At 70.5% G+C, this 20,401-nt stretch carries 18 protein-coding genes; all 18 read left to right on the top strand.

Features of this window, described 5'->3' with window-relative positions:
• Positions 1-42: 42 nt before the first annotated feature.
• The 18 genes from lysA to DBP14_RS09280 all read left to right on the top strand — a co-directional run bounded on the left by lysA (position 43) and on the right by DBP14_RS09280 (position 20,291).
• Positions 43-1,434 carry a diaminopimelate decarboxylase gene (gene lysA / locus DBP14_RS09365; protein ID WP_129306562.1) on the top strand — a complete coding sequence of 464 codons (1,392 nt, stop codon included), beginning with the start codon at positions 43-45 and terminating at the stop codon, positions 1,432-1,434.
• A 171-nt stretch (positions 1,435-1,605) separates the two neighbouring features.
• Positions 1,606-2,898: a homoserine dehydrogenase gene (locus tag DBP14_RS09360; RefSeq protein ID WP_129306561.1), complete on the top strand. Its 1,293-nt coding sequence runs from the start codon at positions 1,606-1,608 to the stop codon at positions 2,896-2,898.
• 6 nt (positions 2,899-2,904) lie between these two features.
• A complete protein-coding gene (thrC, locus tag DBP14_RS09355) occupies positions 2,905-3,963 on the top strand; it encodes a threonine synthase (protein WP_129306560.1) in 1,059 nt (352 codons plus the stop codon).
• A gap of 348 nt (positions 3,964-4,311) precedes the next feature.
• Complete coding sequence (gene thrB / locus DBP14_RS09350) at positions 4,312-5,229, top strand: homoserine kinase (protein ID WP_129306559.1); 918 nt, start codon at positions 4,312-4,314, stop codon at positions 5,227-5,229.
• Positions 5,230-5,658: 429 nt separating this feature from the next.
• The gene (gene rho, locus DBP14_RS09345; protein ID WP_129306558.1) at positions 5,659-7,701 is read left to right on the top strand and encodes a transcription termination factor Rho; all 2,043 of its coding nucleotides are present in this window, start codon (positions 5,659-5,661) and stop codon (positions 7,699-7,701) included.
• 442 nt (positions 7,702-8,143) lie between these two features.
• The gene (locus tag DBP14_RS09340) at positions 8,144-9,280 is read left to right on the top strand and encodes an LCP family protein (RefSeq protein ID WP_129306557.1); all 1,137 of its coding nucleotides are present in this window, start codon (positions 8,144-8,146) and stop codon (positions 9,278-9,280) included.
• 160 nt (positions 9,281-9,440) lie between these two features.
• A complete protein-coding gene (rpmE, locus tag DBP14_RS09335) occupies positions 9,441-9,665 on the top strand; it encodes a 50S ribosomal protein L31 (protein WP_129306556.1) in 225 nt (74 codons plus the stop codon).
• A 109-nt stretch (positions 9,666-9,774) separates the two neighbouring features.
• Positions 9,775-10,863 (top strand): peptide chain release factor 1, encoded by a 1,089-nt coding sequence (gene prfA, locus DBP14_RS09330; RefSeq protein ID WP_129306555.1) that lies wholly within the window; start codon positions 9,775-9,777, stop codon positions 10,861-10,863.
• A gap of 72 nt (positions 10,864-10,935) precedes the next feature.
• Positions 10,936-11,775 (top strand): peptide chain release factor N(5)-glutamine methyltransferase, encoded by an 840-nt coding sequence (gene prmC / locus DBP14_RS09325; protein WP_129306554.1) that lies wholly within the window; start codon positions 10,936-10,938, stop codon positions 11,773-11,775.
• 73 nt (positions 11,776-11,848) lie between these two features.
• The gene (locus DBP14_RS09320) at positions 11,849-12,496 is read left to right on the top strand and encodes an L-threonylcarbamoyladenylate synthase (RefSeq protein ID WP_129306553.1); all 648 of its coding nucleotides are present in this window, start codon (positions 11,849-11,851) and stop codon (positions 12,494-12,496) included.
• The gene (locus DBP14_RS09315) at positions 12,493-13,170 is read left to right on the top strand and encodes a protein-tyrosine-phosphatase (protein WP_129306552.1); all 678 of its coding nucleotides are present in this window, start codon (positions 12,493-12,495) and stop codon (positions 13,168-13,170) included. The genes DBP14_RS09320 and DBP14_RS09315 overlap by 4 nt, the downstream gene beginning before the upstream one ends.
• 694 nt (positions 13,171-13,864) lie before the next feature.
• Positions 13,865-15,103, top strand: coding sequence for a serine hydroxymethyltransferase (gene glyA, locus DBP14_RS09310; protein WP_129306551.1), 1,239 nt, complete (start codon positions 13,865-13,867; stop codon positions 15,101-15,103).
• Positions 15,104-15,345: 242 nt separating this feature from the next.
• Positions 15,346-16,707: an MraY family glycosyltransferase gene (locus DBP14_RS09305; protein WP_129306550.1), complete on the top strand. Its 1,362-nt coding sequence runs from the start codon at positions 15,346-15,348 to the stop codon at positions 16,705-16,707.
• A 312-nt stretch (positions 16,708-17,019) separates the two neighbouring features.
• A complete protein-coding gene (locus DBP14_RS09300) occupies positions 17,020-17,472 on the top strand; it encodes a hypothetical protein (RefSeq protein ID WP_129306549.1) in 453 nt (150 codons plus the stop codon).
• A gap of 294 nt (positions 17,473-17,766) precedes the next feature.
• Complete coding sequence (atpB, locus tag DBP14_RS09295) at positions 17,767-18,573, top strand: F0F1 ATP synthase subunit A (protein WP_129306548.1); 807 nt, start codon at positions 17,767-17,769, stop codon at positions 18,571-18,573.
• A gap of 72 nt (positions 18,574-18,645) precedes the next feature.
• Positions 18,646-18,891 (top strand): ATP synthase F0 subunit C, encoded by a 246-nt coding sequence (gene atpE / locus DBP14_RS09290; protein ID WP_129306547.1) that lies wholly within the window; start codon positions 18,646-18,648, stop codon positions 18,889-18,891.
• 39 nt (positions 18,892-18,930) lie between these two features.
• Complete coding sequence (locus DBP14_RS09285; protein ID WP_129306546.1) at positions 18,931-19,479, top strand: F0F1 ATP synthase subunit B; 549 nt, start codon at positions 18,931-18,933, stop codon at positions 19,477-19,479.
• Positions 19,476-20,291 carry a F0F1 ATP synthase subunit delta gene (locus DBP14_RS09280; protein WP_129306545.1) on the top strand — a complete coding sequence of 272 codons (816 nt, stop codon included), beginning with the start codon at positions 19,476-19,478 and terminating at the stop codon, positions 20,289-20,291. Before DBP14_RS09285 ends, DBP14_RS09280 begins: the two co-directional genes overlap by 4 nt.
• The last annotated feature ends 110 nt before the right edge of the window (positions 20,292-20,401 follow it).

Genomic DNA, 20,401 nt, shown 5'->3' with positions numbered 1-20,401 from the left:
CGGGCCGCCGCGGAGAGAGACAGAGAGTCTGAGAGTCACGTCATGAGCCGTTCCGCCCACCCCGCCGGGCCCCGCCACGCCGATGTCCTGCCCGAGGGGCACTACTCCGCCCCGCCCGCCGACCTCAACGTCCTCGACCACAAGGTGTGGGCCCAGACCGTGGGGCGGGACGAGGGTGGGGTGCTGACTGTCGGAGGCGTCAGCGCGACCCGGCTGGCCGAGGAGTTCGGTACTCCCGCCTACATCCTCGACGAGGCCGACTTCCGGGCCCGGGCGCGGGCCTGGCGTACCGCCTTCGGGGCCGACGCCGACGTGTTCTACGCCGGCAAGGCCTTCCTCTCGCGCGCCGTCGTACGGTGGCTCGCGGAGGAGGGGCTGAATCTGGACGTGTGCTCGGGTGGCGAGCTGGCGACCGCGCTGTCCGCCGGGATGCCCGCCGAGCGCATCGCCTTCCACGGGAACAACAAGTCCGGCGACGAGATCCGGCGGGCCGTAGAGGCCGGGGTCGGGCGGATCGTACTCGACTCGTTCCAGGAGATCGTGCGGGTCGCGCACATCGCCCAGTCGCTGGGGCAGCGGCAGAAGGTCCAGATCCGGATCACGGTGGGCGTCGAGGCGCACACGCACGAGTTCATCGCCACCGCCCACGAGGACCAGAAGTTCGGGATTCCGCTGGCGGGCGGCCAGGCCGCCGAGGCCGTACGGCGGGCGCTGCAGCTCGACGGGCTGGAGCTCATCGGGATCCACAGCCACATCGGCTCGCAGATCTTCGACATGTCCGGGTTCGAGGTCGCCGCGCACCGGGTGGTGCGGCTGCTGAAGGACATCAGGGACGAGCACGGGGTCGAGCTGCCCGAGATCGACCTCGGCGGCGGCCTCGGGATCGCCTACACCAGTGACGACGACCCGCGTGAGCCGCACGAGATCGCCAAGGCGCTGACCGAGATCGTCACCCGCGAGTGCGAGGGCGCCGGGCTGCGGACCCCCCGGATCTCCGTCGAGCCCGGCCGCGCCATCGTCGGGCCCACCGCCTTCACGCTGTACGAGGTCGGCACGGTCAAGCCGCTGGAGGGGCTGCGGACGTACGTCTCCGTCGACGGCGGCATGTCCGACAACATCCGGACCGCCCTGTACGACGCCGAGTACAGCGTCGCCCTCGTGTCCCGGACCTCCAGCGCCGAGCCGATGCTCACGCGGGTCGTCGGCAAGCACTGCGAGAGCGGGGACATCGTGGTCAAGGACGCGTTCCTGCCGGGGGACCTGGCGCCGGGCGACCTGATCGCCGTACCCGCCACCGGTGCGTACTGCCGGTCCATGGCCAGCAACTACAACCACGCTCTCCGGCCGCCCGTCGTCGCGGTGAAGGACGGCGAGGCCCGGGTCATCGTCCGGCGTGAGACGGAGGAGGATCTGCTGCGCCTCGACGTGGGGTGAGTTCCGGAAGCCCATAAGGGGCCCGGAAGCCGACAAGGGGTCCGGAAGATCTCCTGTCCGGCGGGTCCGTGGAAATGAAATAGATGTCTCACGATCCGGACGAAGGGTAGAAACTCCCGTCCGGTGAGTGAGACTGGTCCAACCGTAGACGGTATGAGGAAACGAGGTCGGATGATGCGTACGCGTCCGCTGAAGGTGGCGCTGCTGGGCTGTGGGGTCGTCGGCTCAGAGGTGGCGCGCATCATGACGACGCACGCCGACGACCTCACGGCCCGGATCGGGGCCCCGGTCGAGCTCGCCGGGGTCGCGGTCCGGCGGACCGGCAAGGTGCGCGAGGGCATCGACCCGGCCCTCGTCACCACCGACGCCACCGCCCTCGTCAAACGCGGCGACATCGACGTCGTCGTCGAGGTGATCGGCGGCATCGAGCCGGCCCGGACCCTCATCACCACCGCGTTCGAGCACGGCGCGTCCGTCGTCTCCGCGAACAAGGCCCTGCTCGCCCAGGACGGGGCCGCCCTGCACGCGGCGGCGATCGAGAACAAGAAGGACCTCTACTACGAGGCCGCCGTCGCCGGTGCCATCCCGCTGATCCGGCCGCTGCGCGAGTCCCTCGCCGGCGACAAGGTCAACCGGGTGCTGGGGATCGTCAACGGCACGACCAACTTCATCCTCGACAAGATGGACTCCACCGGCGCCGGGTACCAGGAGGCGCTCGACGAGGCCACCGCCCTGGGATACGCGGAAGCCGACCCCACCGCCGACGTCGAGGGCTTCGACGCCGCCGCCAAGGCCGCCATCCTCGCCGGGATCGCCTTCCACACGCGCGTGCGCCTCGACGACGTCTACCGCGAGGGCATGGCCGAGGTCACCGCCGCCGACTTCCGCTCGGCGAAGGAGATGGGCTGCACCATCAAGCTGCTGGCCATCTGCGAGCGGGCGGCCGACGGCGCCTCCGTCACCGCGCGCGTACACCCCGCGATGATCCCGCTGACCCATCCGCTCGCCTCCGTGCGCGGCGCGTACAACGCCGTCTTCGTGGAGTCCGACGCGGCCGGACAGCTCATGTTCTACGGCCCCGGCGCCGGCGGTTCGCCGACCGCCTCGGCCGTGCTCGGCGACCTCGTCGCCGTCTGCCGCAACCGGCTCAACGGTGCAACGGGGCCCGGAGAGTCGGCGTACGCCGCCCTGACCGTCTCGCCCATGGGCGAGGTCGTGACGCGCTACCACATCAGCCTCGACGTCGCCGACAAACCGGGTGTCCTCGCCCAGGTCGCGACCGTGTTCGCGGAGCACGGCGTGTCGATCGATACGGTGCGCCAGTCGGGCAAGGACGGCGAGGCCTCCCTCGTCGTCGTCACCCATCGCGCGTCCGACGCCTCCCTCAGCGGGACCGTCGAGGCGCTGCGCAAGCTCGACACCGTGCGGGGTGTCGCCAGCATCATGCGGGTTGAAGGAGAGTAACCAGCAATGACCCACCAGTGGCGCGGAATCATCGAGGAGTACCGGGACAGGCTGCCGGTATCCGACACCACGCCGGTCGTGACGCTCCGCGAGGGCGGCACGCCCCTCGTGCCCGCGCAGGTGCTCTCCGAGCGCACGGGCTGTGAGGTCCACCTGAAGGTGGAGGGGGCCAACCCCACCGGTTCCTTCAAGGACCGCGGCATGACCATGGCCATCAGCAAGGCGAAGGAGGAGGGGGCGAAGGCGGTCATCTGCGCCTCCACCGGCAACACCTCCGCCTCCGCCGCCGCCTACGCCGTACGCGCGGGCATGGTCTCCGCCGTGCTCGTCCCGCAGGGGAAGATCGCGCTCGGCAAGATGGGCCAGGCCCTCGTGCACGGCGCGAAGATCCTCCAGGTCGACGGCAACTTCGACGACTGCCTCACCCTCGCCCGCTCGCTGAGCGAGAACTACCCGGTGGCGCTGGTCAATTCGGTCAACCCGGTGCGGATCGAGGGCCAGAAGACGGCCGCCTTCGAGATCGTCGACATGCTCGGCGACGCGCCCGACATCCACGTCCTCCCGGTGGGCAACGCGGGCAACATCACCGCCTACTGGAAGGGCTACCGGGAGTACGCCGCCGACGGCATCGCCACGCGGACCCCTCGCATGTGGGGATTCCAGGCCTCCGGCAGCGCGCCGATCGTGCGCGGCGAGGTCGTCAAGGACCCCTCGACCATCGCCACCGCCATCCGCATCGGCAACCCCGCCTCCTGGCAGTTCGCCCTCGCCGCCCGCGACGAGTCCGGCGGCGCCATCGACGAGGTGACGGACCGTGAGATCCTGCGCGCCTACCGCCTGTTGGCCGCGCAGGAGGGCGTCTTCGTGGAGCCCGCGTCCGCCGCGTCCGTGGCCGGTCTGCTCAAGGCCGCCGAACAGGGCAAGGTGGACCCGGGCCAGCGGATCGTCTGCACGGTCACCGGCAACGGCCTGAAGGACCCCGACTGGGCCGTCGCCGGCGCGCCGCAGCCGGTCACCGTCCCGGTCGACGCGGCCACCGCGGCCGAGCGCCTCGGCCTGGCCTGAGCCGCGGGGAATCCCCGGGAGTCCCTGACAGGGGGAATTCCAGGGATTCCCCGACACCGGGAGAATCCCTGACAGGGGTGCACAGGGGGCTTATGACACGCATCGTGCGCCCCCGGTGCGCCCTATGTCGCCACGGAACCTTCCTTCGATAGGCTGTGGTGAACCCGCCTACCGCATATGCCTCCGCGTGTGGCACGGGCCGCGTCGTGTCCGCGGCCCACGTCCGCGGCCGGCCCCGGTTTCCCCATCCGTCGAATGTCCCCACCGAATGTCCGCCGAAGACCTTTCGCGTCATCCGGCGGCACGCACTTCGAGTTCGAGTTCGAGTTCAAGGAGAGTCAACGAGCGATGGCCGGTCCAGCGTTCCGCGCCGCCGCCGTACGGGTGCGCGTTCCCGCCACCAGCGCCAACCTCGGCCCGGGCTTCGACGCCCTCGGCCTCGCGCTGGGGCTCTACGACGACGTCGTCGTCCGGGTGGCCGATTCCGGACTGGACGTCGACATCGCGGGCGAGGGCAGCGAGACCCTCCCGCGCGACGAGAGCCACCTCCTGGTCCGCTCCCTGCGCACCGCCTTCGACCTGCTGGGCGGACAGCCCCGCGGCCTGGAGATCGTCTGCGCCAACCGCATCCCGCACGGCCGTGGCCTGGGCTCCTCCTCCGCCGCCATCTGCGCCGGCATCGTCGCCGCGCGCGCGGTGACCATAGGCGGCGAGGCCCGGCTCGACGACGCCGCCCTGCTGGAGCTCGCCACCGAGATCGAGGGCCACCCGGACAACGTGGCGGCCTGCCTGCTCGGCGGTTTCTCCCTGTCCTGGATGGAATCGGGGGCCGCCCGGGCGATCAGGATGGAGCCGCACCATTCCATCGTTCCGGTGGTTTTCGTACCCGGAAAGCCGGTACTGACCGAGACCGCCCGCGGTCTCCTCCCGCGCACCGTGCCGCACGTCGACGCCGCCGCCAACGCTGGCCGCGCCGCCCTGCTCGTCGAGGCCCTGACCAGGCGCCCCGAGCTGCTGCTGCCCGCCACCGAGGACCGCCTGCACCAGGAGTACCGCGCCCCGGCCATGCCGGAGAGCACCGCCCTGGTGGAGCGGCTGCGCGCCGAGGGCGTCCCGGCCGTCATCTCGGGCGCCGGGCCCACCGTCATGGCCCTGGCCGACGCCGGGACGGCCGACAAGGTCCAGGCCCTGGCGGGCGCCGAATGGGCCGCCAACCGGCTCGACCTCGACGTACAGGGAGCGAGCGTGCTGCCGCTCGCGACCTGAAACGCGGTAGCTCGGATGCCGGATGTTTTGGAGAGGGGGAATGTTTGTTGGATCCGGTAGTGTTAACCTCAAGTCTGCACCCGACCTCACCATGGCGAGGTGCTTCGTGTCCCCGTCCGGGACAGACATTCTTCCGGGAGCCTCCCAAGCCACTCCGTGTTCCGTGCGCCGTACCTGGGCAGTACGTCGCATGCGGGCACTGAGCGAGCCGCCGGTGGGGGTACCCCCTCTGGGGGAGCTCCGGAATCGGTGCTACCACGCCGCGTGACACTGGGTGCCACGCGGAAGCGCCATCACCAGCAAATCTCTTCCGCCGCTTTGGCGGACCACCGCCCCGGCTCGGACCACTCGAAGACAGGACCGAAGCCGGACAGCACAACCGGTCGCCGAGCCAGACAGGCCGACGTCCGCTCCAGGGAAGGACCCTTCGTGAGCGACACCACCGATCTGATGGGCGCACGTGTCGAGGAGACCGCTGCCGCGCCCGCCACGGACGCCTCCGCGCCTGCCACCGGTGCCGGCTCCCGGCGGCGCCGCGGTACCGGCCTTGAGGGCATGGTGCTGGCCGAGCTGCAGCAGGTCGCCTCGGGCCTCGGCATCAGGGGCACGGCGCGGATGCGCAAGAGCCAGCTGATCGAGGTCATCAAGGAGGCCCAGGCCGGGGGCGGCGCCCCCAAGGCCGAGGCCGCCACCGAGACCAAGCCCAAGCGCCGGGCCACCTCCAAGGCCCGTACGGGTGAGGACGCCGACGGCAAGAAGGCGGAGAAGGCCACCGCGGCCCCCGCCGAGAAGACCGCCGCGCAGCAGCAGATCGAGATCCCCGGCCAGGGCTCCCCGAAGGCCGCCGCCGCGCAGGAGCAGGCGGCCCCCGCCGCCGACGCGCCGGCCGAGCGCCGCCGTCGCCGCGCCACCGCCGAGGCCGGCAGCCCCGCCGGGAACGCCACGGAGACGGTCGTCGCCGAGGCGAAGGGCGAGTCCAGGAGCGAGACGCGCGGCGAGCAGAAGAACGAGTCCCAGGGCCAGCAGCCGCAGGGCGAGGCCAAGGGCGACGCCGGTGACGGCGAGGGCCGCAGCCGCCGTGACCGCCGTGAGCGCGGCCGTGACCGTGACCGTGACCGCGACCGCCGCAACAAGGGCGACGACCAGCAGGGCGGCGGCGGTCAGCGCCAGCAGGGCCAGCAGGGCGGCGGCCGGCAGGACCGCCAGGACCGTCGGGCCGACGAGGACGGGGACGACTTCGACGGTGGCCGCCGGGGCCGTCGCGGCCGCTACCGGGACCGCCGTGGCCGTCGGGGCCGTGACGACATCGCCGAGCCGCAGGTCGCCGAGGACGACGTCCTGATCCCCGTCGCGGGCATCCTGGACATCCTCGACAACTACGCCTTCATCCGGACGTCCGGCTACCTCCCGGGTCCGAACGACGTGTACGTCTCCCTCGCCCAGGTCCGCAAGAACGGCCTGCGCAAGGGCGACCACGTCACCGGTGCGGTCCGTCAGCCCAAGGAAGGCGAGCGGCGCGAGAAGTTCAACGCGCTGGTCCGCCTCGACTCCGTCAACGGCATGGCGCCCGAACACGGCCGCGGACGGCCGGAGTTCAACAAGCTGACCCCGCTCTACCCGCAGGACCGGCTCCGCCTGGAGACCGACCCGGGCGTGCTCACCACCCGCATCATCGACCTCGTCTCGCCCATCGGTAAGGGCCAGCGCGGTCTGATCGTGGCCCCGCCGAAGACCGGCAAGACCATGATCATGCAGGCGATCGCCAACGCGATCACGCACAACAACCCCGAGTGCCACCTGATGGTCGTCCTCGTCGACGAGCGTCCGGAAGAGGTCACCGACATGCAGCGGTCGGTGAAGGGCGAGGTCATCTCCTCGACCTTCGACCGCCCGGCCGAGGACCACACCACGGTCGCCGAGCTGGCCATCGAGCGCGCCAAGCGGCTCGTCGAGCTGGGCCACGACGTGGTCGTGCTGCTCGACTCCATCACCCGTCTGGGCCGCGCCTACAACCTGGCGGCGCCGGCCTCCGGCCGCATCCTGTCCGGTGGTGTCGACTCGACGGCCCTGTACCCGCCGAAGCGGTTCTTCGGTGCGGCGCGGAACATCGAGGACGGCGGCTCGCTCACCATCCTGGCCACGGCTCTCGTGGACACCGGGTCCCGCATGGACGAGGTGATCTTCGAGGAGTTCAAGGGCACGGGCAACATGGAGCTCAAGCTCGACCGCAAGCTGGCCGACAAGCGGATCTTCCCGGCGGTGGACGTGGACGCGTCCGGTACCCGTAAGGAAGAGATTCTGCTGGGCAGCGAGGAGTTGGCGGTCGTCTGGAAGCTGCGGCGGGTGCTGCACGCGCTGGATCAGCAGCAGGCGATCGAGTTGTTGCTGGACAAGATGAAGCAGACGAAGTCGAATGTCGAGTTTCTGATGCAGATTCAGAAGACGACGCCTGCGCCGGGCAATGGCGACTGAGCGCCGTTGAGGTGACTGTCGTCGGGCGGCTGCCGGTCGGGTGTGGCTGATCGCGCCCACGCGGCGGAGCCGCACATCAATAGGGCCCCGCGCCCCTTCGGGGGCGCTGCGCCTCGGGGAGTTTTAAAAGCTCGCCTTCTGTCCTTTGGGGCAGGAGGCGAGCTTTTTTTTTGCGGCCGGAGAGACGTTTGCCACAGGGGGCCGGCGGTGGTCGCGCGGGTTCACCGGGGGAAAGTGCAGGTGAGTGCGGCTGGGGCGGTAGCGGATGGTTACGCTTGGTGACTCTGGCCGCACTGCCGGGCACTTTGCGTCGTGCAACCCTTGCCCGAGTTTCTCCGTCTGACCTGGCGGGGTCACGATGGTGGGGTACGCGTCGTTTCGCGGCCAATGCCTGTCCCTGAAAGCAGGGGGTAACCGACCGGATCACAACCCGAGGAGTCACGTGTCCGCCGAGAGCACGCCGGAACCCGGCATAACGGAGCCGGCCTCGACCGGCCCCCGCCACCGGGGCAAGGGCCGCCGCCGCAAGGCGAGCAGCAAACGCCACAAGGCCCTGCTCGTCACGGCCTGGGCGGCCGCGGGCGTGGTCGTGCTGGGCGGCACCGGCGCCGGGTACCTGTACTTCAAGCTCAACGGCAACCTCAAGAGCGTCGACATCAACGGGGCGCTCGGCACGCACCGGCCCGCGAAGGTCGACAACGGCTCCGAGAACATCCTGGTCCTCGGCTCGGACACCCGTTCGGGCGCCAACAAGAAGCTCGGCGGGGGCACCGACGACGGCAGCGCCCGCTCCGACACGGCGATGATCGTGCACGTGTACAAGGGCCACAAGAAGGCCGCCGTGGTCTCCGTGCCCCGGGACACCCTGATCGACCGCCCCGCCTGCACGGACACCAAGGGCACGACGTATCCGGCCGCGTCCGGGGTGATGTTCAACTCCGCGTACTCCACGGGCGGCGCGGCCTGCGCGGTGAAGACCGTCGAGTCCCTCACCGGCATCCGCATGGACCACTACCTGGAGGTCGACTTCGCCGGCTTCCAGAAGCTGATCGACGACCTCGGCGGGGTCCAGGTCACCACGACCAAGAACATCGACGACCCCCAGAGCCACCTGGACCTGAAAGCCGGCGCGCACACGCTGACCGGCAAGCAGGCCCTCGGTCTCGTCCGCACCCGGCACGGCGTCGGCGACGGCTCCGACCTGGGCCGCATCCAGCTCCAGCAGGCCTTCATCAAGGCCCTGATCAACCAGGTCAAGCACGTCGGCGTGTTCAGCAACCCCAAGAAGCTGTACGACCTCGCCGACACCGCCACCAAGGCCGTCACCACCGACTCCGACCTCGGCTCGGTGAACTCCCTCATGGACTTCGCGGGCGGCCTCAAGGGCATCAGCTCCTCCCACATGAAGATGATCACCATGCCGGTCCAGTACGACCCGGCCAACCCCAACCGCGTGATCATGGCCCCGGCCCAGGCCCGCCTGGTCTGGACGGCCCTGAAGCACGACAAGCCCATCCCCAAGGCGGCCACGGCGGGTACGGCCACCGGGGAGGCCAAGGGCGTGGTGAGCGCCTCCTAAGGGGCGGAGACCCGCACGGACGCCCGCCCGGAATAAAGAACACCGCCCCCCGGTTTTGGGGGATGGCACCAGTCCTGGCAGACTGGTACGTCGGCCCCGGTTCACGCTCCCGCAGCCCCGCGGCAGCGACCCGGCGCCCTCCCGATACCTAGGAGACACCTTGAAGCGCGACATCCACCCCGAGTACGTCGAGACGCAGGTCAGCTGCACCTGTGGCGCGTCGTTCACCACCCGCAGCACCATCGGTTCCGGCACCATCCGTGCCGAGGTCTGCTCCGAGTGCCACCCGTTCTACACGGGCAAGCAGAAGATCCTCGACACCGGTGGCCGCGTGGCCCGCTTCGAGGCCCGCTTCGGCAAGGCTGCCGCCGGCTCCAAGAAGTAGCGAGCCCCTCTTCGCCGGTCCCCGGCCGCGCCCCTCGCCGGGTGCGTCCGGGACCGGCGTTTTTGGTCGCCCGCCCCTTCACCACACCCGCAGTATCAGGAGCCGAAAGATGTTCGAGGCCGTCGAGGAACTCGTCGCCGAGCACGCCGACCTGGAGAAGCAGCTCGCCGACCCGTCGGTCCACGCCGACCAGGCCAACGCGCGCAAGCTGAACAAGCGCTACGCCGAGCTGACCCCGATCGTCGCCACGTACCGCTCCTGGAAGCAGACCGGCGACGACATCGAGACCGCACGCGAGCTGGCCGCCGACGACCCCGACTACGCTGCTGAGTTCGCCGCGGAGATCAAGGAGCTGGAGAAGCAGCGCGAGGAGCTGACCGAGAAGCTGCGCCTGCTGCTCGTCCCGCGCGACCCCAGCGACGACAAGGACGTCATCCTGGAGATCAAGGCCGGCGCCGGCGGCGACGAGTCCGCGCTGTTCGCGGGCGACCTGCTGCGCATGTACCTGCGCTACGCCGAGCGCGTCGGCTGGAAGACCGAGATCATCGACGCCACCGAGTCCGAGCTGGGCGGCTACAAGGACGTCCAGGTCGCCGTGAAGACCAAGGGCGGCAACGGCGCGACCGAGCCCGGCCAGGGCGTCTGGGCCCGGCTGAAGTACGAGGGCGGCGTGCACCGCGTGCAGCGCGTCCCGGCGACCGAGTCCCAGGGCCGTATCCACACCTCCGCGGCGGGCGTCCTCGTGACCCCCGAGGCCGAGGAGGTCGACGTCGAGATCAACCCGAACGACCTGCGCATCGACGTCTACCGCTCCTCCGGCCCCGGCGGCCAGTCCGTCAACACCACCGACTCCGCCGTGCGCATCACGCACCTGCCGACCGGGGTCGTCGCCTCCTGCCAGAACGAGAAGAGCCAGCTGCAGAACAAGGAGCAGGCGCTGCGTATCCTGCGCTCCAGGCTCCTCGCGGCCGCGCAGGAGGAGGCCGAGCGGGAGGCCGCCGACGCCCGCCGCAGCCAGGTCCGCACCGTCGACCGCTCCGAGAAGATCCGCACCTACAACTTCCCGGAGAACCGCATCTCCGACCACCGCGTCGGCTTCAAGGCGTACAACCTCGACCAGGTCCTCGACGGCGACCTCGCCGCCGTGATCCAGGCCTGCGTCGACGCGGACTCGGCGGCGAAGCTCGCGGCCGCGTAACGGACGTACGAGTACCAACGGAGGACCAGCGTGCAGCAACATTTTGGGGAGCGACCCCCAGGCCCCCGGAGCGTGCTGCTCGCGGAGGTGGCCCAGGCCACCCAGCGACTCGCCGACGCGGGCGTGCCCTCGCCGCGCACCGACGCGGAGGAGCTGGCCGCGTTCGTGCACGGCGTGAAGCGGGGCGCGCTGCACTCGGTCAAGGACGCCGACTTCGACGCCCGGTACTGGGAGGTCATCGCCCGCCGCGAGCAGCGCGAGCCGCTCCAGCACATCACCGGACGGGCCTACTTCCGCTATCTGGAGCTCCAGGTCGGCCCGGGTGTCTTCGTGCCGCGGCCGGAGACCGAGTCCGTGGTCGGCTGGGCCATAGACGCCGTACGCGCCATGGACGTCGTCGAGCCCTGCATCGTCGACCTGTGCACCGGCTCGGGCGCCATCGCGCTCGCCCTCGCCCAGGAGGTCCCGCGCTCGCGCGTGCACGCCGTCGAGCTGTCCGAGGACGCCCTGGTGTGGACCCGCAAGAACGTCGCCGGGTCCAGGGTCGACCTGCGCCAGGGCGACGCGCTCACCGCCTTCCCCGACCTGGACGGCCAGGTCGACCTCGTCGTGTCCAACCCGCCGTACATCCCGCTCACCGAATGGGAGTACGTCGCCCCCGAGGCCCGCGACTACGACCCGGAGCTCGCGCTGTTCTCCGGTGAGGACGGCCTCGACCTGATCCGCGGCATCGAACGCACCGCGCACCGGCTGCTGCGCCCGGGCGGGGTCGTCGTCATCGAGCACGCCGACACCCAGGGCGGACAGGTGCCGTGGATCTTCACCGAGGAACGCGGCTGGGCGGACGCGGCCGACCACCCCGACCTGAACAACCGGCCCCGCTTCGCGACGGCCCGCAAGGCGCTGCCGTGAGTACGGCCGGGACGTCGTCGTTCCCGCAGCACCGGTATGTCCCGCAGTACGCGTATGAGGAGGCCCGCTAGACATGGCACGGCGATACGACACCAACGACGCGACCGACCGTGTGACCGGTCTGCGCGAGGCCGCGTCCGCCGTCCGCCGGGGCGAGCTGGTGGTCCTCCCGACCGACACCGTGTACGGCATCGGCGCCGACGCGTTCTCCTCCGAGGGCGTGAGCGACCTGCTGGCCGCCAAGGGGCGGGGCCGCAACATGCCCACCCCTGTCCTCATCGGCTCCCCGAACACCCTCCACGGGCTCGTCACGGACTTCTCCGAGATGGCCTGGGAGCTCGTCGACGCGTTCTGGCCGGGCGCCCTCACGCTCGTCGCCCGGCACCAGCCGTCCCTGCAATGGGACCTCGGGGACAGCCGGGGCACGGTCGCCATCCGGATGCCGCTGCACCCGGTCGCCATCGAACTGCTCACCGAGTTCGGCCCGATGGCCGTCTCCTCCGCGAACCTGACCGGGCACCCGGCGCCGGAGAACTGCGACGCCGCGCAGGACATGCTCGGCGACTCGGTCTCCGTCTACCTCGACGGCGGCCCGACCCCCGGGAACGTGCCGTCGTCCATCGTCGACGTCACCGGCGAGGTGCCGGTGCTGCTGCGCGAGGGCGCGCTGTCGCCGGACGAGCTGCGCAAGGTCGTACCCGACCTCGAGGTGGCGAATTGACGGCCCCTGACGCGGGGCGTGGCATAGGCGACGGGGAACGCGCGGCCGAACAGACGACCACGTTCGGGTTTCCGCGCGACAGCTTCCGCATCCTCCATGTCAGCACCGGAAACGTGTGCCGCTCGCCGATCACCGAGCGGCTGACCCGGCATTTCGTCGCCCAGCGCCTCGGGGTGCTCGGCGGTGGGCTGGTCGTGGAGAGCGCGGGCACCTGGGGGCACGAGGGCGCGCCGATGGAGTCCCACGCGGAGACGGTGCTGACGGAATTCGGCGCGGACGCCTCCGGGTTCACGGGGCGGGAGCTGCTGGACGAGCACGTCATCATGGCGGACCTGGTGCTGACGGCGACGCGTGACCATCGGGCGCAGGTCATCTCCATGGGGCACTCGGCGGGGCTGCGCACCTTCACGCTGAAGGAGTTCACCCGGCTGGTGCGGGCCATCGACCCCGCGACGCTGCCGCCGCTGGACGAGGGCGTGGTCATGCGCGCCCGCGCGCTCGTCCGTGCGGCGGCCGCTCTACGCGGGTGGCTGCTGGCGCCTACGGCCGAGGCGGACGAGGTCTACGACCCCTACGGCGCGCCCCTGCCCTTCTTCCGCTCCATAGGGGAGGAAATACACCAGTCCCTGGACCCGGTGGTAACAGCCCTGACCGGCGTCTCAGCAAGGGCCTAGCGGCGCTTGGGCGACTGCCCGGCTCCCCTTACCCGGCGTCGAACCGGCACCCGGCACCGCAGGCCGTGCCCACCCGTCCCGCCCCGCGGAACGCCTGCCCACGGCGGTGGGCGGCGAGCCTCGCGCACGCCGAGAGCGGTGGCGCGACCCCGGGCGGACAGGGGCGCGGGCGCAGCCCCGGCCAGGCACAGCACGCCCCGCTAGGGGCGCGGGGAACTGCGCGATCGGCCACGGCGGGCCGGGCCCGCAGTCGCCGGCGAACCAGCACCTCCCGAGCTCTGGGGCGGGGCGCTGCCGACCGGGCACAGCGTGCCCCGTCAGGGGCGCGGGGAACTGCGGGATCGGCCACGAAGGTCCGCAGTCGCCGGCGAACGAGCACCTCCCGAGCTCTGGGGCGGGGCGCTGCCGACCGGGCACAGCGTGCCCCGTCAGGGGCGCGGGGAACTGCGGGATCGGCCACGAAAGTCCGCAGTCGCCGGCGAACGAGCACCTCCCGAGCTCCGGGGCCGGGGGTGCTGCCGGCCGGCTGCAGCGTGCCCCGTCAGGGGCGCGGGGAACTGCGCGAGCGGCCACGGCGGGCCGTAGTCGCCGGCGAACCAGCACCCCCCGCCCGGGGGCGTACCGGCGCCAGGCAGTCCGCCAGGACCCGGCATACATTGGACGTACCTCATCCTCCGAGTGTCCGGAGTGCGTCATGTCGGTCAGCGTTGCCCAGGAGGCCGATGTCCTGCGCCGGCGGGACCCGGAGCTGGCCGAGATCCTGCTCGGGGAGCGCGACCGGCAGGCGACGACGCTCCAGCTCATCGCCGCCGAGAACTTCACCTCACCGGCCGTGCTCGCGGCCCTCGGCTCACCCCTCGCCAACAAGTACGCCGAGGGCTATCCCGGCGCCCGCCACCACGGCGGCTGCGAGATCGTGGACGTGGCCGAGCGCCTGGCGGTTGAGCGCGCGAAGGCGCTGTTCGGCGCCGAGCACGCCAACGTGCAGTCCCATTCCGGCTCGTCGGCCGTCCTCGCCGCGTACGCGGCCCTCCTCCGCCCCGGCGACACCGTCCTCGCCCTCGGCCTGCCGCACGGCGGCCACCTCACGCACGGCTCCCCGGCGAACTTCTCCGGCCGCTGGTTCGACTTCGTCGGCTACGGCGTCGACGCCGAGAGCGGCCTCATCGACCACGAACAGGTCCGCACCCTGGCCCGCACCCACCGCCCCAAGGCCATCGTGTGCGGGTCGATCGCGTATCCCCGCCACATCGACCACGCCTTCTTCCGCGAGGTCGCCGACGAGGTGGGCGCCAGCCTGATCGCTGACGCGGCGCACCCCATCGGCCTGGTCGCCGGGGGAGCGGCGCCGAACCCGGTGCCGTACGCCGACATCGTGTGCGCCACCACGCACAAGGTGCTGCGCGGCCCGCGCGGCGGGATGATCCTCTGCGGCGCGGAACTGGCCGAGCGCGTCGACCGGGCCGTGTTCCCCTTCACCCAGGGCGGCGCGCAGATGCACACCATCGCGGCGAAGGCGGTCGCGTTCGGCGAGGCGGCAACCCCGGCGTTCTCCGTGTACGCCCATCAGGTGGTCGCGAACGCACGCGTCCTCGCCGGTCACCTGGCCGCCGAGGGCCTCGCCGTCACCACCGGCGGCACGGACACCCATCTGATCATCGCGGACCCCGCCCCCCTCGGCGTCGACGGGCGCGCGGCGCGCGGCCGGCTCGCCGCCGCCGGCATCGTCCTGGACTGCTGTGTGCTGCCGCACGGCGACGGACGCGGCCTGCGCCTGGGCACGGCCGCGGCGACCACCCAGGGCATGGGGGAGACGGAGATGGTGCGGATCGCCGCCCTGCTGGCCGGGGTCCTGCGGGACGAGACGGACGCCACCACGGCCCGCGCCGAGGTTCGCGGCCTGACCGCCGCCTTCCCGCCCTACCCCGACTGACCGGCACCGCACCCGCACCGGCACCGCACCTGCACCGGCACCGCACCCGTACCGGCGCTTTCCGGCCGCGCGCAGGCGTCGTAACCCGGCCGCTCGGGGGTAGGCGCATCCGGGTGCACCCCGTCGGGACGTCGTGCACAGCCACACATGCAACCATCATCGCTACCCGGAAGTCCTCATCCATATGCGTCCGTCGCTAGGGTGTGGGGCTGAGATGGCCAGCGAGACCTGTGGGGAAGCCCGTGCGTGAATACCTGCTGACGCTCTGCATCACGGCCGCGGTGACGTATCTGCTGACAGGGCCGGTGCGGAAGTTCGCGATCGTGGCCGGAGCGATGCCGGAGATCCGGGCGCGTGACGTGCACCGTGAGCCCACTCCGCGCCTCGGCGGTATCGCCATGTTCTTCGGCCTGTGCGCGGGTCTGCTGGTCGCGGACCACCTGACCAACCTGCACCAGGTCTTCGAGAAGTCCAACGAGCCGCGTGCCCTGCTCTCCGGGGCCGCCCTGATCTGGCTGATCGGTGTCCTCGACGACAAGTTCGAGATCGACGCGCTGATCAAGCTGGGCGGCCAGATGATCGCCGCCGGCGTGATGGTCATGCAGGGTCTGACCATCCTGTGGCTGCCCATCCCCGGCGTCGGCAACGTGGCGCTCACCCAGTGGCAGGGCACCCTGCTCACCGTGGCGCTGGTCGTCATCACCATCAACGCGGTGAACTTCGTGGACGGCCTCGACGGACTCGCGGCCGGCATGGTGTGCATCGCCGCCGCCGCGTTCTTCCTCTACGCCTACCGGATCTGGTACTCGTACGGCATCGAGGCCGCCGCCCCCGCCACGCTGTTCGCGGTGATCCTGATGGGCATGTGCCTGGGCTTCCTGCCGCACAACATGCACCCGGCCCGGATCTTCATGGGCGACTCCGGCTCCATGCTGATCGGCCTGGTGCTGGCGGCCGGCGCGATCTCCATCACCGGTCAGCTCGACCCGGACGCCCTGGCCCTGTTCACGGGGTCGGAGAAGGCGGCGGTGCACCAGACGGTCCCGGTCTACATCCCGCTGCTGCTGCCCCTGACGATCATCGCCGTGCCCGCCGCCGACCTGGTCCTGGCGATCGTCCGCCGCACCTGGCGCGGCCAGTCCCCGTTCGCCGCGGACCGGGGCCACCTGCACCACCGCCTGCTGGAGATCGGCCACTCGCACAGCCGGGCCGTGCTGATCATGTACTTCTGGTCGGCGCTGATCGGCTTCGGGGCGCTGGCGTACTCGGTGAACTCCGCGTCGATGTGGATCGTGCTCGGCGTGGTCTTCCTCAGCGCGATCGGACTCGTCCTGCTGCTGCTCCCGCGCTTCAAGCCCCGTACGCCCGGGTGGGCCGAGGGCTTCGTGCCGCCGCGCTACCGCCGGCGCCGCCGGAACGCCGGGGCGGACGCGGTCCAGGCACCCGCGCGGGAGGCCGCCGGCGAGTCCGCCGGGGAGTCCGGGAGCGAGTCGGGCGACGCCGTGGAGCGGCCTGCTGTGGCGGCCGGGACGGCAGGCGTCAACGGGGCGACGGCGATCGGCCCCCGTTCGCGCACGGCCAAGGGCCGCAAGGTAAGAATCTGACTAGAGCATTGCCAACTCGTGGTGGAATAAAGTTCCCTAATACCAGGCAAACCACCCCAGTTTCTGCACAGACGCGCACGGTCACTCTCATGTGTGACAGCCAGCACACCAACTGGGTAAAGACCTCATCAAATAGTTTGTGATAGCGTTCACTACCAGATGGGTGATGCACTGAAAGGCCCGATGGAACGGTCCTCCAGGCCGGGAAGCGCCCCCATCTCCCCGCGTTAACCTCTGCACCACACCGGAGCACCGGTCGGTGACACCGGGTCACCGCGCCAGTCACACCCCCACTTCGTTGGAGCCGTCCGCATGCAGTCGAACGACGTCCGGATCCTGAAGGGCGCAGCGCTCATCGCTGCCCCCGTGGGTCTCGTCAGCGCCGTTGTCAGCGCGCTCGTCGCCGGTGAGAAGGGTCTGATCGGCGCGCTGGTGGCCATCGCCGTGGTCGGTTGTTTCTTCGGCCTCGGCTCCGCCGCACTGATGCGCATCACGCAGGACAAGCCGCAGGTCGCCATGATGGCCGGCCTGCTCGTCTACACGGTGCAGATGCTGCTCATCGGCGTCTTCATCGTGGCCTTCAGTGACACCACGCTCTTCAACGGCCGTGCCTTCGCCCTGAGTCTGCTGGCCACCGCCCTGGCCTGGGTCGGCGGCCAGGTGAAGCACAGCCTCACCAGCCGGATGCTCTACGTGAATCCCGAGCCGTCCGTACCTGCCAAGGAGGCGGACCCGGTCAAGGCGGAGTCCCGCGATGCGGCGTAGGGGGCGCGTAAAGGCGATACATCCCGATCTGCTATCGTCCGGGAGCGTTTCCGGTGGAGGATCCCGCCGCTTCTCGGGCGGGGGAGAGTATCGCCTCCACGGTCTACGGCGGACTCGGACCGGCGCGTGTGGCCACCACACGGAGTCCGAGCGGCCGGGCCCGCGGCGGATGCGCCCCACGGACTGCGGTGACACCGTCACACCACCATGTCCCCAGTGCCGATCAGCGGCCTCACCAGCCGCACTGAGACACAAGGTTGCCGTAACTGATGCGTCACGACGAAGGAGTCACGGGTGAGTGCCCACATGCTGCTCGCTGAAAGCGGCTGCCACATCAATGCTGACTGTGCCTTCCCCGCGCCGGGCCTCCACTCGTTCGACTTCAAGCCGATCTTCAGCATCGGCAGCTTCGACTTCACCAAGCCGATGCTCCTCACGATCATCTGCATGGTGGTCGTGATCGGCTTCTTCTTCGCGGCGTTCCGCAAGCCGAAGCTGGTCCCCGGGAAGCTCCAGCTCGTCGGCGAGATCGGCTACAACTTCGTCGCGCGCAGCATCGCCCTCGAAGTGATCGGCAAGAAGGGAAGCAAGTACGTCCCCTTCCTCACGTCGATCTTCTTCTTCGTGTGGATCATGAACATCATGTCCATCATCCCGCTGGCGCAGTTCCCGTCGACGGCACGCTTCGCGTACCCGGCCGTGCTCGCCGCGCTGGTGTGGATCACGTACATGTTCCTCACGTTCAAGACGCACGGGCTGAAGGGCGGCGTCAAGAACCTCGTCTGGATGGACGGTCTGCCGAAGCCGCTGGTTCCGCTGATCGTCGTGCTGGAGTTCTTCTCGAACGTGATCCTGCGTCCGTTCACCCTCGCGGTGCGGCTGTGGGCCAACATGTTCGCCGGCCACATGCTGATCGTGATGTTCAGCGTGGCGAGCTGGTACCTGCTGACCCCGTCGATCATGACGGCCGTCGCCGGCGGGTCGTTCGCCCTGGCACTCGCCATGACCACCCTGGAAGTCCTGATCCAGTTCCTCCAGGCGTACATCTTCACGCTCCTCGCCTCGATCTACATCCAGGGAGCGCTGCAAGAGGGTCACTGACCCTGCCCAGCCCACCGCACTTCCGACTGGGAATCCCCCCAAGCGGACCGTTTCACATAGGAAGACAGGAAAATGTCTGCCGACCTCGTCAACCTCGCCGCCTCCACCGTCCCCGGCCGCATGGGTGCCATCGCCTATGGTCTCGCCGCGATCGGCCCCGGCATCGGTATCGGTGTCGTCTTCGGCCACTCCATCGAGGCCATGGCCCGCCAGCCCGAGGCCATGCCGATCATCCGCACCAACATGTTCCTGGGCTTCGCGCTCTGTGAGGTGCTGGCGCTCCTCGGTCTGGTCGTCCCCTTCATCTTCAGCAAGTGAGCTGACGACCAGTAGCCACACTCGACGAAAGGTTCAGACATGATGACCTTCCTGGCGGAGGCGGGATCGGAGAATCCGCTCGTCCCCGACACCGCGGAACTGATCATCGGCCTGATCTGCTTCTTCATCGTCTTCGGCTTCCTCGGCAAGAAGCTCCTGCCCAACATCCAGAAGACTCTGGAAGAGCGGCACGACGCCATCGAGGGCGGTCTGGAGCGCGCGGCCACGGCACAGGCCGAAGCACAGCAGATTCTTGAGCAGTACAAGGCCCAGCTCGCTGAGGCCAGGCACGAGGCCGCCCGCCTGCGCCAGGAGGCGACCGAGCAGGGGGCCACGATCATCCAGGAGATGAGGGCGGAAGGTCAGCGGCAGCGCGAGGAGATCGTCGCCGCCGGTCACGCCCAGATCGAGGCCGACCGCAAGGCAGTCGTCACCGCGCTGCGGCAGGACGTGGGCACCCTCGCCACCGACCTCGCCGGCAAGCTCGTCGGTGAGTCCCTCGAGGACCACGCCCGGCAGAGCCGGATCATCGACCGCTTCCTCGACGGACTCGAGGAGAACGCTGTGAAGGCCGAGGCCACGCCATGAACGGAGCGAGCCGCGAGGCGCTGGCAGCAGCCCGGACGCGTCTTGAGGCGCTGACCGACAGCACGTCGGTCGACGCCGCACAGCTCGCCGAGCAGCTGGCCGCCATCACCGCGCTCCTCGACCGCGAGGTGGGCCTGCGCCGGGTCCTGACCGACCCGGTACAGCCCGCCGAGGCCCGCGCCGCCCTGGCGGAGCGCCTGCTGGGCGGACAGGTGGACGGCCCGGCCGTCGACCTGGTCGCCGGCATGGTCCGCTCCCGCTGGTCCCGCTCGCGCGACCTGGTCGACGCGGTGGAGGAGCTTGCCGCCACCGCCGACCTGACGGCGGCCCAGCGGGCCGGCACGCTCGACGACGTCGAGGACGAGCTGTTCCGGTTCGGCCGGATCATCCAGTCCAGCGCCGGACTGCGTGCCGCGCTCACCGACCGCGAGGCCACGGCCACGGCCAAGACCGAGCTGCTGCACAGCCTGCTCGGCGGCCGTGCCAACCCGGTCACGGAGCGCCTGGTCGCACGCCTGGCCACCCGGCCGCGGGGACGTAGCCTGGAGGCAGGCCTGGAGGCCACGTCCCGGCTCGCCGCGGCCCGCCGCGACAGGGCGGTCGCCGTCGTCACCTCGGCGGTGCCCCTCACGGACGGACAGAAGCAGCGCCTCGGCGCCGCGCTGGCGAAGCTGTACGGACGCCAGATGCATCTGAACCTGGACGTGGACCCCTCGGTCCTCGGCGGGATCTCCGTACGCGTCGGTGAAGAGGTCATCGACGGCACGATCGCGGAGCGCCTCGAAGAGGCGTCGCGGCGGTTGGCCGGCTGACGGCCGACCGGCCACCAAGAACAACAGCGGCCCGGTTGGGCCGTGCAGAAATTGCAGAAGATTGCTGGGGGCCCGCGGCGACAGCCGCTCAAGGGAACAGCCCCAGACCC

Origin of the sequence: Streptomyces sp. L2 (assembly GCF_004124325.1) — a bacterium.
Taxonomy (GTDB): Bacteria; Actinomycetota; Actinomycetes; order Streptomycetales; family Streptomycetaceae; genus Streptomyces.
The sequence above is the reverse complement of the archived record's forward strand: the minus strand, read 5'-3'. Positions and strand labels throughout refer to the sequence as shown.

What these genes read in the sequence shown, in the direction of transcription:
- thrB (WP_129306559.1), top strand. Translation starts at nt 4,312, where the DNA reads ATGGCCGGTCCAGCGTTCCGCGCCGCCGCCGTACGGGTGCGCGTTCCC.
- DBP14_RS09280 (WP_129306545.1), top strand. Translation starts at nt 19,476, where the DNA reads ATGAACGGAGCGAGCCGCGAGGCGCTGGCAGCAGCCCGGACGCGTCTT.
- DBP14_RS09300 (WP_129306549.1), top strand. Translation starts at nt 17,020, where the DNA reads ATGCAGTCGAACGACGTCCGGATCCTGAAGGGCGCAGCGCTCATCGCT.
- lysA (WP_129306562.1), top strand. Translation starts at nt 43, where the DNA reads ATGAGCCGTTCCGCCCACCCCGCCGGGCCCCGCCACGCCGATGTCCTG.
- DBP14_RS09360 (WP_129306561.1), top strand. Translation starts at nt 1,606, where the DNA reads ATGATGCGTACGCGTCCGCTGAAGGTGGCGCTGCTGGGCTGTGGGGTC.
- thrC (WP_129306560.1), top strand. Translation starts at nt 2,905, where the DNA reads ATGACCCACCAGTGGCGCGGAATCATCGAGGAGTACCGGGACAGGCTG.
- prfA (WP_129306555.1), top strand. Translation starts at nt 9,775, where the DNA reads ATGTTCGAGGCCGTCGAGGAACTCGTCGCCGAGCACGCCGACCTGGAG.
- atpE (WP_129306547.1), top strand. Translation starts at nt 18,646, where the DNA reads ATGTCTGCCGACCTCGTCAACCTCGCCGCCTCCACCGTCCCCGGCCGC.
- glyA (WP_129306551.1), top strand. Translation starts at nt 13,865, where the DNA reads ATGTCGGTCAGCGTTGCCCAGGAGGCCGATGTCCTGCGCCGGCGGGAC.
- DBP14_RS09285 (WP_129306546.1), top strand. Translation starts at nt 18,931, where the DNA reads ATGATGACCTTCCTGGCGGAGGCGGGATCGGAGAATCCGCTCGTCCCC.
- DBP14_RS09320 (WP_129306553.1), top strand. Translation starts at nt 11,849, where the DNA reads ATGGCACGGCGATACGACACCAACGACGCGACCGACCGTGTGACCGGT.